Origin of the sequence: Lactiplantibacillus sp. ME-2, from assembly GCF_022549155.1 — a bacterium.
GTDB lineage: Bacteria > Bacillota > Bacilli > Lactobacillales > Lactobacillaceae > Lactiplantibacillus > Lactiplantibacillus plantarum.
Window position 1 is genome coordinate 23,481 of sequence record NZ_JAKZEQ010000017.1, and the last position, 12,504, is coordinate 35,984.

Below are 12,504 nucleotides of genomic sequence, written 5' to 3' on the forward strand. Positions count from 1 at the left end.
ATACAACATGTGGTGAAAAAAACAATCAAAAAACACAACATCTAGGGTGTGGTAAAAATCACAAGCCCTAGATGTTGTGTTAGTGTCAGCTTTTAACCGACTAAAAAGTTTTTTAAATTATTTGTGGTTCACTCGCTGAATCAGTTATCATAGATATAGACCAGAAATTTAGAGGAAAATAAATATGACCAACTATTATTATACACACAATCCGGATATTGTGCATGATGAAAAGCAATGGAATTTTGAAATTTTTAATCACTCGTTTAAATTTACGACGGACAACGGTGTCTTCTCCAAGCGTACCGTGGATTACGGCTCACGAACACTACTTGCAGCGTTTGATCCAACTGATTTGCCAGCGGGCCCAATGCTAGATTTGGGAACCGGATATGGTCCCATTGGGATGGCGCTCGCGTATCAATCACCCGAACGAACGGTTGATATGGTCGATGTGAACGAGTTAGCGCTAAGCTTAGCGCGTAAAAATGTTGCTTTGAACCAAATTACGAATACCAATATTTTTACGTCTGATGTCTATCAACAAGTGACCGCGACTAATTACGCGGCGATTGTCACCAACCCACCGGTGCGCGCAGGTAAGGCAGTGGTGGATGCGATGTTAACGGGGGCCGTTTCACGGCTAGTCGTTGGTGGAACACTCACCGTCGTTTTACAGAAAAAGCAGGGCGCACCATCTGCGAAGAAATTGATGCAAACGACCTTTGGTAATTGTCAGGTGATTAAGAAGGACAAAGGGTATTACATCCTACAAAGTGTAAAGGAGGGATAGTCGTGACGGAACCAACAGCGGAAGACTGGATGCAAGAAGCATTACATGAAGCGCGGATGGCCTACTTAATTGGCGAAGTGCCGATTGGGGCCGTGATCGTTCACCAGGGTGAAATTATTGGCCGTGGTCACAATTTACGGGAGCATGGTCAGGATGCAACGATGCACGCGGAAATTATTGCGATTCAGGAAGCTTGCGAATATTTGCATAGTTGGCGATTAGCCGATTGTCAGCTATATGTCACCTTGGAACCATGTTTGATGTGTAGTGGGGCTATTATTAATGCACGGCTACCTGAACTCTACTTTGGTGCCCGTGATCCCAAGGCTGGCGCCGTTCGTAGTTTGTATCAGGTGATGGATGATACCCGGTTAAATCATCAAGTAACGGTTCATGAACGCATCTTGGCACGTCCGGCCGGCGAGATGTTGGAAAACTTCTTCCGTGGGATTCGTAAACGGAAAAAGGCGGCTAAAAAAGCACGACGTGAAGCTGCTGAAAAAAATTAGGCCGATGGCTGGTAATTGTGGCGCAAATCATGTATTATAGTATTTGCCGCAAGGCCAAAAGGCAAGGGTGGATTTACGAATCGTGTCAGGTCCGGAAGGAAGCAGCACTAAGTTTGCTTCATCTTGTGCCTTTTGTTTTTATGAAATGTAACAGCTCTTAGCCATTCGGTTGAGAGCTTTTTATTTAAATTAAATATTGAGTGCTAGTTTTGAACGTGCTGATAGGTTGGTTTATTTTTATTTACCTATTATTATAGTAGTAATACGTTATTTGGGTGATGCTTTTCAGGCTGATAGTTAAAGCCACTGCTTGTTGAAGGAATAACCAAACGCCTAACAAAGGTGGTTAAAGGCCTGGGCATCGACTCGTTGGCAAGTGCGCTTAGATGCTTAATTTGCATAACCGACACTGATCGTTAGTGGAAGCAGCACAACCAGGAAGCTAACTGTTCAGGACGTTTAAACAATGGCTTATAATAAGTAATGATAACCAAAGTATGACTGATGTAAGAAAGGAAGAATCGCATGTATCGGGCACTATATCGGGTTTGGCGTCCCCAACGCTTTGATGAGATTGTCGGGCAACAGATGATTACCCAGACACTAAAAAATGCCATTATGACCCACCAGACGAGTCATGCGTATCTGTTTACCGGTCCCCGGGGAACTGGGAAAACGTCGGCAGCAAAGATTTTTGCCAAGGCAATTAACTGTCACCATCTTGTTGATGGGGAACCTTGCAATGAATGTGAGACTTGTACGGCGATTACCAAGGGGCAACTAAATGATGTCATCGAAATTGATGCGGCTTCTAATAATGGCGTGGAAGAGATTCGTGATATTCGGGACAAAGCGAAGTATGCTCCAACGCAAGCGGATTATAAAGTCTACATTATTGATGAAGTTCATATGTTATCGACTGGCGCGTTTAATGCGTTGCTCAAAACGCTAGAAGAACCCCCGGCTAACGTTATATTTATCTTAGCGACAACGGAGCCCCATAAGATTCCATTAACGATTATTTCACGGACGCAACGGTTTGATTTTCGGCGGATTACAGCTAAGGATAGCTACGATCGGATGGTGTACATCCTCAATGAGAAGGATGTGACCTATGATGAAAAAGCGCTACGCGTCATTGCAGCGGCTGCTGAAGGTGGAATGCGGGATGCTTTAAGTATTCTGGATCAAGTAATTTCGTTTGGAGATAACACGGTTACGTTGGATGATGCGTTAATGGTGACGGGAAGTGTGACCAAGCAGTTGCTGGCTAACTATGTCAGTGAGGTCACCGACCATGATACGAAGCCGGCACTAGAGACGATGCGACAAATCTTACAAGAAGGTAAAGATGCGAACCGTTTCATTGAAGATTTGATCAGTTATACGCGTGACGTGTTACTCTATCAACAGGCCCCTGAAATGGTCGATAGTGTGGCGATGGGCGAGGATGATCAACAATTTGAAGCATTTGCCAAGCAAATCGATGCTGAAGTCCTGTATCAAATGGTCAAGACGTTGAACGATATTCAACAACAAATGCGGTTCACGACGCACCCCGACGTTTATTTAGAAGTGTTGACGGTCAAGTTAGCTCAGTTGGATGGTCAAGCGGCCGTTCAACCGGTAGCTGCGGCAACGGTCAATCCTGAAGATCCCACTGTGCATAAACTGGCACAACAAGTTGAACAGTTGCAAAGCGAGGTCAAAACGTTACGTTCTCAAGGTGGTAGTGTCACTAAACCCGCACCGGCTAAGCCGCGGTCGAGTAATGGCCCGGTTGTTAAGAAGGTTAATGTCAGTCAGATTTATCCTATTCTGGGAGCGGCAACGAAGAATGATCTCATTAAGGTGCGCGATGTTTGGACTGATTTGATGAACATTTTGAGTGTGACGCAGCGGGCCCTAATGCACGTGGCCCAACCAGTTGCGGCCAGTTCAGAAGGTGTTGTGGTTGCGTTTGACTATGCGTTTGTTTATCAAAAAGCGATTGATGACCAGACCTTGATCGATGCACTCGGAAATGGTTTGGATCGGCTGATGGGACAGGCACCCAAGATTGTCTGTGTGCCTAAAGAACAGTGGCCACAAATTCGTAAGGATTATTTGGCCACTCATCAGCCAGGAGGTGCAACATCAGAGCAACAAGCACCGGCCAAAGAACCGGTCGTTGAAGAAGCTAAGAATATGTTCGGTGATTTAGTTGAAGTACAGCCGGACTAAAGACGAAAGGAACTGATAATTATGATGCGTGGAATGGGTAATATGCAAAGTATGATGAAACAAATGAAGAAGATGCAGGCGCAAATGACAGCCGAACAAGCGGCTTTAAATGAACAAACCTTCACGGGTGCGGCGCCAGACGACATGGTCAAAGTCACTTTTACTGGTGATAAGAAGATGAAGGATATTACGATTAACCCTGATGCTGTTGATCCTGATGATGTGGATATGTTACAGGACTTAGTCGTTGCTGCGGTGAACGACGCGTTGACTAAGGTCGATGAACAGACACAAAGTACGATGGGAAAATATACTAAGGGATTACAGTAAAAACGAGGTAAGTACATGCAGTATCCAGAACCAATTGCTAAGTTGATTGATAGTTATATGAAGTTGCCCGGCATTGGTGGCAAGACTGCGACACGGCTGGCGTTTTATACAATTGATATGAACGGTGATGACGTCACCGAGTTCGCTAAGTCGCTGATTGCGGCCAAACGGGACCTGCATTTTTGTAGTATTTGCGGTAATATCACCGAAGATGATCCGTGTGTGATTTGTAAGGATAAGTCGCGTGATCAAAGCACCGTTCTGGTTGTTGAAGAGGCCAAGGATGTCATGGCAATGGAAAAGATTAAGGAATACAACGGGCTGTATCACGTCTTACATGGGGTATTGTCACCCATTGATGGCAAAGGTCCGGAAGATATCAACATTGCCAGTTTATTGAAACGGCTACAGCAAAATGAAGCCATCAAGGAAGTCATTATTGCCACCAATGCCACGCCTGAAGGTGAAGCAACAGCGATGTACATCTCGCGGTTAGTTAAGCCGGCGGGGATCAAAGTGACCCGATTGGCGCACGGCTTGTCGGTTGGTAGTGATATTCAATATGCGGATGAAATGACCTTATTCAAAGCAGTTGAAGGTCGCCAAGAAATGTAATTGGAGGTGCCACCATGTTTAAACGTAAACAGAAGATCAAGCATCCCAAGGAAGTTTTTGATGAACAGTTATTGTCGACCCTGAATGCCGCTAAGTTGGACTGGGACCGTGCGAAGCAGAACCAAGAAGCGGTCTATGATAATAATACGAGTGAACTAGTTACGCAGACCGCCTTAGCGCGTGCTAAGTATTTATATCTGTATCGTGAAGCACGTTTACGTCAAGTTCATGGGCAGACGATTCAGCGCTCGGTCATTGATAAATAGACTGTTAGTGATTTAAGAGATAACTTGTTTCAAAATAAAGACGCACGTCGTTGATTTTTGTAAATCTACGGCGTGCGTTTTTGATTTAGAACCCTAGCATTATTTTACCAGTTAATCTGTCATGCATTGTGATTAAGACATGCTAGGTGCGGCAATTGGAATAGAAGATGTGTATCTACTAATGAATAACAAACTAAAATCGGTATTTATCAATCGTGGGTAGTACTACCTAATAACTTTTTAGCAATTCACCGAATAAATCATCAAAACCACAATTGGTAGTAGCCGACCCACGTAAAAATCGTGAAAAAGTACCCTCACTAGTGGTAACCGTATTAGACAGGTACTCAAAAATCAAGTACAATTGCTACATATAAGAAAATAGATGGGATTGGGAATGTTGACAGGAAAATTAGTTACTTTTGAAGGGCCAGACGGTGCCGGCAAAACGTCAGCTTTAAACGCGATTGTGGCCAAATTACAGCCACAATTAGGGGATCGCTTAGTTGTGACGCGTGAACCGGGCGGGAATCAAATCTCAGAAGCAATTCGAAAAATCATTTTAGACCGTCATAATACGGCGATGGACGACCGTACGGAAGCGTTACTCTATGCGGCAGCACGGCGACAACATATCGTCCAAACCATTCAACCAGCATTGCAGAACGACCAACTTGTCTTGTGTGATCGCTACATCGATAGCTCGGTCGCTTATCAGGGGGCCGGTCGTGGTATTGGGGAACAAGCGGTTTATGATATGAATCAGTTCGCGACCGCGGGGTTAACCGCAGATTTAACGTTGTATTTTGACGTAGATGCTGCCGTTGGATTAAACCGCATTCAACAACATCGCCAAAATGAAATTAATCGCTTGGACGTGGAAGCCTTAAGTTTTCATCACCGGGTGCAAGCAGCGTATTTGAGATTACTGGCTGATCATCCTGACCGTATCAAGCGCGTCGATGCAAGTCAGCCATTGGACCAAGTTGTGACGCAGGCCTTAGAGATTATGGCGTTACAGTTACCGACTTATGTGGCATCCAAGGGAGGGGAAGACCAATGAAATTAATTATTGCAATCGTTCAAGATAAGGACAGTAACCGGTTGAGCAGCCAGTTCATTGAAGCCAATGTTCGGGCCACGAAGCTCTCAACGACGGGGGGCTTCCTACGTTCAGGTAATACCACTTTTATGATCGGTATTGATGATGACCGTGTGGATGAAGTTTTAGCCATGATTAAAGAAACGAGTCATGCGCGGGAACAGTTTATGACACCACCAGTCAATCTAGACGTGACGATGGATGGCGCAGCTGCCTATCCAGTTGAAGTTCAAGTCGGTGGCGCCACGGTCTTTGTTCTACCAATTGAACAATTTCACCAATTTTAATGAAGGATGATTATTAATGGCAACAACCGAGTCATTTGCGCAAACGTTAGCGGCGAAACAGCCCCGCTTATTAGCGGCATTTAAACACATCATCGCCCAGAACCATCTGGCCCACGCGTACTTATTCGCGGGGATGGAAGGCGCTGGACAACCAGAACTGGCCCATTGGATTGCGCAACGGTTGTTCTGCCTGCATATTAATGATGGTGAACCAGATGGCACTTGTGAGGAGTGCGTCCGGATTGCTAATGGGTCGCACCCTGATATTGTGACAGTGGCTCCCGAGGGTCAGCGAATTCACGTTGATCAGGTTCGTTACTTAAAAGCTGAATTCTCTAAGAGTGCGGTCGAAGGTAACCGGAAACTGTTCATCATTAATGATGCGGAGAAGATGACAGCGAGTGCTGCCAATAGCTTATTGAAGTTTATTGAGGAGCCAAGTGGTAACGTCACGGCCTTGTTATTAACGACTAATAAGCAACTGATGCTACCAACGATTATTTCACGAACCCAGGTGATCGAATTCCCACCATTAAATGCGCAGGCGTTACAGCAGACGTTTGAACAGGCCGGGATTGCGCCAAACCAAGCGCAGATGTTACGGGGCCTGACAAATAGCGTGACCCAGGCGCAGGCGTTGCTAGCGGATGATTGGTTACCACAAGCTGCGCAAGCATTGTGGCGGTGGTTTGACCAGGCTGTTAAGGGTGATCCACGGAGTTTTGTGGCTGTGCAGGTCAATTTAGTTGGTTTGGCTAAGGACGCTGATCATCAGCTGGTTATGTTGGATTTAATTGCGGCCTTGTTCCAAGATCTATTGCAATTACATTTTGAGGTGGCAACGACAGCGTTAACCTTTGGTCAGTACCAAAAAGAATTGGCCGGGTTAACGGCTGAAGTCAGCGATGAGCAGTTGATTGCGGCGACAGAACTAGCTTTAACGGCCAAGCGCCAGCTAGCTAGCAATATTAGTTTTCAAAATGTCTTAGAAGGCTTAACGTTAAAGTTATGGCCGATTTTTCAAACAAACGCTTAAATAAAGGAAAACGAGGGTGAGCGCGTGGATAAGCGTGATTTATACGATAGTTTCGGTGAGATGGAACAACAGATGCAACAAATGCTAGACAAAATGGCTAAGTTACGCGCCGATATGACAACGGTGTTAGAGAAAAACGCGGAATTGGTCATTGAAAATGAACATTTACGTGAACACATGGTCGAAATTGAAAATGAATTGCCGAAAAAAGCGGCTAGCACGACCACGCTCTCAAAGTCACGGCAAAACTTGGAAAAACTCTATGATGAGGGCTTCCACGTCTGCAACCAGTTTTACGGCAAACGGCGTGACGATGACGAATCCTGCGTTTTTTGTTTGGAAGTCATTTATGGTGAACGTGAACGCGCATAGTCGAAAAAGTCTGGGAGTAGTCCCAGACTTTTTGTGCTTTTCACCACGAGTCACTCATAGGAACAAGTCACGGTCGAGAGGATTGTTAGGAGGACGTTTTGGAAACACAACAAAGTTTTGCAGATCATGCGGGTATCGGGACCTTGTACTTAGTACCGACGCCAATTGGCAACTTACAGGATATGACTTATCGGGCAGTGGCGACGCTTAAAACGGTTGACCTAATTGCCGCAGAAGATACCCGGAATACCCAAAAGTTATTGAATCATTTTGAAATTACAACGAAACAAATTAGCTTTCATGAACATAACACCCAAGAACGGATTCCCCAGTTAATTGAAAAATTACAGACGGGCGTTAACTTAGCACAAGTTAGCGATGCGGGGATGCCGTCAATCAGTGATCCCGGCAAAGAACTTGTGGCAGCCTGCATTGCCGCGAATATTCCAGTCGTGCCACTACCAGGTGCCAATGCCGGCCTGACTGCGCTGATTGCTTCTGGCCTAGTGCCACAGCCATTTTATTTCTACGGCTTTTTACCGCGTAAGAAGAATGAACAAAAAGCTGATTTGGCTAAATTGGCTCGGCGACATGAAACAGTGGTCTTGTACGAATCGCCATTCCGTGTTGCCAAGACCTTGACCCTCCTAGCGACCGTCTGTGAAGGGACGCGGCCAATTGTGGCGTGCCGGGAATTGACTAAGCGTTACGAGGAATTCGCGCGTGGAACCTTGGCTGAAATGGTGACGTGGGCGCAGGATCATCAGTTAAAGGGCGAATTTGTCCTTTTGATCGGTGGTAATCCGGATAAGGATGAACCAGAAACAACGGATGAATTGGCACAGTTGCCAGTCAAAGCCCAAGTCGAAGCGTTGATTGCAGCCGGAGATAAGCCCAACGTGGCCATTAAGACGATTGCGAAGCGACGAAATATTCCCCGGCAAAGCGTTTATAATCAATTTCATGAACTAAATACCAACGATGAGGAGTCTTGATGAATGGCAACTTTAGGCGCAAATGCGAGTCTTTACAGTGAACAGCACCGGATTACGTATTATGAATGTGACCGCACTGGTCGCGCAACCTTAACGACATTAATTGATATTGCCGTACTGGCATCAGAGGATCAAAGCGACGCCCTTGGTTTAACGACGGAAATGGTGCAAAGCCATGGTGTCGGTTGGGTCGTCACGCAATATGCCATCGATATTACACGGATGCCCCGCCAAGACGAAGTCGTTACGATTGCCGTTCGGGGTAGTGCTTATAATCCATATTTTGCTTACCGTGAATTTTGGATTCGAGATGCAGATGGTCAACAGCTGGCCTATATTACGAGTATCTGGGTCATGATGAGTCAAACGACCCGGCGAATCGTAAAAATTTTACCAGAACTGGTCGCGCCGTATCAGTCGGAAGTCGTCAAGCGCATTCCGCGCTTGCCACGACCGATTAGTTTTGAAGCGACCGATACAACGATTACGAAGCCGTACCATGTCCGCTTCTTTGACATTGATCCCAACCGGCATGTTAATAATGCACACTATTTTGATTGGCTCGTAGATACGCTACCCGCGACGTTCTTGCTTCAACATGATTTAGTTCACGTTGATGTTCGCTATGAAAATGAAGTCAAGTACGGGCAAACGGTGACTGCTCATGCGAACATCTTACCGAGCGAAGTGGCCGATCAGGTCACGACGAGTCATTTGATCGAAGTTGATGATGAGAAGTGTTGTGAGGTCACGATTCAATGGCGGACTTTACCAGAGCCGATTCAGTAATTTGCTGGGTTGGTATTTACACTAGTGTGTTAATGATGTGATCGTGAGCGACTTGGTCGATTAGAACGCACGTTTTTATTAGAGTCGCTGGCGATTCAGTATGCTATGATTAATACATCCATACAGGGGAGGTTCATTATGTCAATTTTAGTTTTAGGGGGAGCTGGCTACATTGGTTCTCACATGGTCGATCGGTTAGTAGAACACGGTACGGACGTCGTGGTCGTTGATAATTTGGTCACGGGACACCGTGCTGCTGTTAATTCGGCGGCCAAGTTTTATCAGGGTGATTTGCGGGATGCGGATTTTTTGAATCACGTTTTTGATACTGAGGACATTGAAGCTGTCGTGCATTTTGCCGCCTTTTCAATCGTACCAGAATCAATGAGTAAGCCACTGAAGTACTTTGATAACAATACTGGTGGGATGATCACGTTACTTGAAACGATGCAGGCCCATGATGTGAAGCAAATCGTCTTCTCATCAACGGCCGCTACTTATGGGACACCTAAGCAGATTCCAATTAAAGAAACTGATCCACAGTTACCAATCAACCCGTATGGCGCTAGCAAGTTAATGATGGAACAAATTATGCACTGGGCGGACGTTGCCTATGGTATTAAGTTTGTCGCGTTACGTTACTTTAACGTTGCGGGTGCCAAGCCAGATGGCAGTATTGGCGAAGATCATGGCCCTGAAACACATCTGGTTCCAATCATTTTACAAGTTGCGCAAGGAAAACGCGATGAACTTAAAATCTTCGGCGATGACTATAATACGCCGGATGGGACGAATGTGCGTGACTATGTGCATGTTGTCGACTTAGCTGATGCACATATCTTGGCTTTGAAGTACTTGGCTGCAGGAAATGACAGTAATGCCTTTAACCTGGGTTCTTCAACTGGTTTCTCTAACAAACAAATGTTAGCGGCTGCTCGTGAAGTTACCGGGCAACCAATTCCAGCTAAGCTAGCACCACGGCGGCCTGGTGATCCAGACTCATTGGTTGCGGCGAGTGATAAGGCGCGTGACGTGCTAGGTTGGCAACCAAATTATGACAATGTTAACGATATTATTGAAACAGCGTGGGCTTGGACGCAGAAGCATCCCAATGGCTACGATGATCGTGACTAGTATCGGTTAGCTGATAATTGAAAGCGGCTTTGAAATCTCGTCAATAGATTTCAAAGCCGCTTTTGTGGTCGTCAAAAAAGGTGCATGTCAGGATTGAGTCCTTGGCACGCACCTTTTAGATTGATCAATGCAGTTAGCGGTGAAGTTGTTGATAATCACCGATAATTGTTAAGAGTCGTTGAATATCAGTTGTATCAACATCACCGATGGTACCAATTCTGAAGCTAGGGATATTTGAAACCTTCCCAGGATAAATGACGAAGCCGCGTTGCTTGATGAACTGATAGAAGTCAGCAAAATCAAAGTCGACGTTCGGGTATTTGAATGACGTAATGATGGGCCCTTGAATGGCTGGATCAATCACTAATTCAAAACCTAGCGCTTGTAAGCCGTCGCTAAGGAGTTGTTGACTAGCACGGTAACGTTGGTAGCGTGGTGTCACGCCGCCTTCTGCTTGCAATTCAATGAGTGCTTGCGCAAAGGCATGTACCACGTGGGTTGGCGAAGTGAAGCGCCATTTTCCTGGTTGCTTGGTCATGGCTTGCCATTGGTCGTAGAGATCTAGACAAAGTGAACGAGCGTTGTCAGCAGTGTGGGCCAAGGTCGCTTGTTTTGCAATGATGAACGCAAAACCGGGCACGCCTTGCACACACTTGTTGGCACTACTAATCAAGTAGTCACAATCCAATTCATCAATGCTAATCGGGACGCCACCTAAACTGGACATGGCATCGATGATCGTTACGATCCCGTGTTCATGCATGATAGGCATTAAGGCTTCGATTGGGTTGAGAATCCCAGTTGTCGTTTCGCTATGAACGGTTGCGAAGTGGGTAATCTCCGGATGGTCAGCTAAGGTTGCTTCAATCCGAACCGGATCGACGGCTTCATCTTCGTTGAACACAACGTCGATATGTGGAATATCGTAATATTCTGCGATTTGACTGATTCGATGCCCATATGCGCCGTTAATGGCAATCATTAAAGTTGCATCGGTCCGTGGTACTGCTGTGCCAATGGTGGCCTCAACACCAAAACTGCCGCTTCCTTGTAGTAGGACGGTCGTATAGTTTTCTGGATTGGCTTGGGCCATAGCTAAGATTTGTTGCCGAATGGTTTCGGTGACGTGCCGATAGTCACTATCCCAAGTACAATAATCAATTTGCATTGCGTCCTTAACACTGGCAGTCGTACTGAGTGGACCGGGTGTTAGGAGTAAATAAGGTTGTTTCATAAAAATCGGGCTCCTTGTCTGCTAATGATCAGTGGCAACCGGTTGATTGATTTGATCAAGCAATGCCGGTAATTCAGCCATCGATTGTAAAATGTAATCGGCACCAGCGCGTTGATAAGCGGCAGTGACGTGGGCTCGTCGTTCAGCTTGTTCGGCGGGGCTAAGGGCGTTGAAGGCTAACTCAGAAAGTCCCATGATGTTGCTACCATCAATAATCCCTACAGAGACTGCGTCGGCGTTGTTGCCTTCTAAGATATCATTAACGGAATCCCCAATTTTCATGACGGTTGTTGGATCGGTGATTGTGAGCTGTTCAGCTGCTAACGCAAGCATTGCCGGCGCTGGTCGACCAACACCACCAGTTTGTTCTGAAGTGATGTTGACGGCGGGACGATAGCCTTGCTTAGCTGCAATCGGTAAGACCAGAGCTAACATTTCAGCGTCATAGCCGGTGGTCGTGCCATAGCTGATATTGTGAGCGGTCAAATAGTCAATTACAGCTGACATGCCGGGCTTTAATTGTCCGAATTCAGTCAGGGAGCTAAGCAAGATTGCCTTGAAGTTGCTAAAGATTTGATTGCAGTCGTCTTCAGTCGGTAAGACTTGGAAACGCGCCTGCCAGTCGTTTTGAACGGCCGGTAAATCCATGATTTTATGGATATGGGTGTACTTATCTAGTCCCATATCTTGGCGAATCTCAGCTTCAGAGATTTGAATACCAACGTTGGCAAAGGCTTTTTGGAAAGCCACGATGGGCGCCCGGCTGCCATAGTCAATGGTCGTGCCGGCCCAGTCAAAAATTACTGCTTTAATTGTCAT

General features: G+C 45.9%; 15 protein-coding genes and 1 other RNA gene. 14 read left to right on the top strand and 2 right to left on the bottom strand.

The features are described 5' to 3' along the window. The first annotated feature begins 184 nt into the window (after positions 1 to 184). From MMY95_RS07835 to galE, 14 genes are all read left to right on the top strand, one after another. Positions 185 to 793 (top strand): class I SAM-dependent methyltransferase, encoded by a 609-nt coding sequence (locus MMY95_RS07835; RefSeq protein ID WP_003640953.1) that lies wholly within the window; start codon positions 185 to 187, stop codon positions 791 to 793. Positions 794 to 795: 2 nt separating this feature from the next. Then, positions 796 to 1,302: a tRNA adenosine(34) deaminase TadA gene (tadA, locus tag MMY95_RS07840; protein WP_003640954.1), complete on the top strand. Its 507-nt coding sequence runs from the start codon at positions 796 to 798 to the stop codon at positions 1,300 to 1,302. A 47-nt stretch (positions 1,303 to 1,349) separates the two neighbouring features. Next, positions 1,350 to 1,447: signal recognition particle sRNA small type (gene ffs, locus MMY95_RS07845), an RNA gene on the top strand. Between the two features lie 380 nt (positions 1,448 to 1,827). After that, positions 1,828 to 3,525: a DNA polymerase III subunit gamma/tau gene (dnaX, locus tag MMY95_RS07850; protein WP_003644909.1), complete on the top strand. Its 1,698-nt coding sequence runs from the start codon at positions 1,828 to 1,830 to the stop codon at positions 3,523 to 3,525. A 21-nt stretch (positions 3,526 to 3,546) separates the two neighbouring features. Further along, the gene (locus MMY95_RS07855) at positions 3,547 to 3,855 is read left to right on the top strand and encodes a YbaB/EbfC family nucleoid-associated protein (RefSeq protein WP_003640956.1); all 309 of its coding nucleotides are present in this window, start codon (positions 3,547 to 3,549) and stop codon (positions 3,853 to 3,855) included. A gap of 15 nt (positions 3,856 to 3,870) precedes the next feature. After that, complete coding sequence (recR, locus tag MMY95_RS07860) at positions 3,871 to 4,470, top strand: recombination mediator RecR (RefSeq protein ID WP_003637790.1); 600 nt, start codon at positions 3,871 to 3,873, stop codon at positions 4,468 to 4,470. 14 nt (positions 4,471 to 4,484) lie between these two features. Then, positions 4,485 to 4,736, top strand: coding sequence for a YaaL family protein (locus MMY95_RS07865; protein WP_003640957.1), 252 nt, complete (start codon positions 4,485 to 4,487; stop codon positions 4,734 to 4,736). A gap of 397 nt (positions 4,737 to 5,133) precedes the next feature. After that, complete coding sequence (tmk, locus tag MMY95_RS07870; protein WP_003644908.1) at positions 5,134 to 5,799, top strand: dTMP kinase; 666 nt, start codon at positions 5,134 to 5,136, stop codon at positions 5,797 to 5,799. After that, a complete protein-coding gene (locus tag MMY95_RS07875) occupies positions 5,796 to 6,125 on the top strand; it encodes a cyclic-di-AMP receptor (protein ID WP_003640965.1) in 330 nt (109 codons plus the stop codon). The genes tmk and MMY95_RS07875 overlap by 4 nt, the downstream gene beginning before the upstream one ends. 16 nt (positions 6,126 to 6,141) lie before the next feature. Then, a complete protein-coding gene (gene holB, locus MMY95_RS07880; protein ID WP_003640966.1) occupies positions 6,142 to 7,161 on the top strand; it encodes a DNA polymerase III subunit delta' in 1,020 nt (339 codons plus the stop codon). 24 nt (positions 7,162 to 7,185) lie between these two features. Next, positions 7,186 to 7,533 carry a DNA replication initiation control protein YabA gene (locus MMY95_RS07885; RefSeq protein ID WP_003640967.1) on the top strand — a complete coding sequence of 116 codons (348 nt, stop codon included), beginning with the start codon at positions 7,186 to 7,188 and terminating at the stop codon, positions 7,531 to 7,533. Positions 7,534 to 7,631: 98 nt separating this feature from the next. Continuing rightward, on the top strand, positions 7,632 to 8,528 hold the full coding sequence (gene rsmI / locus MMY95_RS07890) for a 16S rRNA (cytidine(1402)-2'-O)-methyltransferase (protein ID WP_003643942.1): 897 nt from the start codon (positions 7,632 to 7,634) through the stop codon (positions 8,526 to 8,528). A gap of 3 nt (positions 8,529 to 8,531) precedes the next feature. Further along, positions 8,532 to 9,317: an acyl-ACP thioesterase domain-containing protein gene (locus MMY95_RS07895; protein WP_003640969.1), complete on the top strand. Its 786-nt coding sequence runs from the start codon at positions 8,532 to 8,534 to the stop codon at positions 9,315 to 9,317. A 138-nt stretch (positions 9,318 to 9,455) separates the two neighbouring features. Continuing rightward, entirely contained in the window at positions 9,456 to 10,451 is a 996-nt protein-coding gene (gene galE, locus MMY95_RS07900) for a UDP-glucose 4-epimerase GalE (protein WP_003643943.1), read from the top strand. A 133-nt stretch (positions 10,452 to 10,584) separates the two neighbouring features. Here galE and phnW read toward each other — a convergent pair whose 3' ends face one another. Continuing rightward, positions 10,585 to 11,685: a 2-aminoethylphosphonate--pyruvate transaminase gene (gene phnW, locus MMY95_RS07905; protein WP_003644906.1), complete on the bottom strand. Its 1,101-nt coding sequence runs from the start codon at positions 11,683 to 11,685 to the stop codon at positions 10,585 to 10,587. A gap of 21 nt (positions 11,686 to 11,706) precedes the next feature. Beyond that, on the bottom strand, positions 11,707 to 12,504 hold the full coding sequence (phnX, locus tag MMY95_RS07910) for a phosphonoacetaldehyde hydrolase (protein WP_003644905.1): 798 nt from the start codon (positions 12,502 to 12,504) through the stop codon (positions 11,707 to 11,709).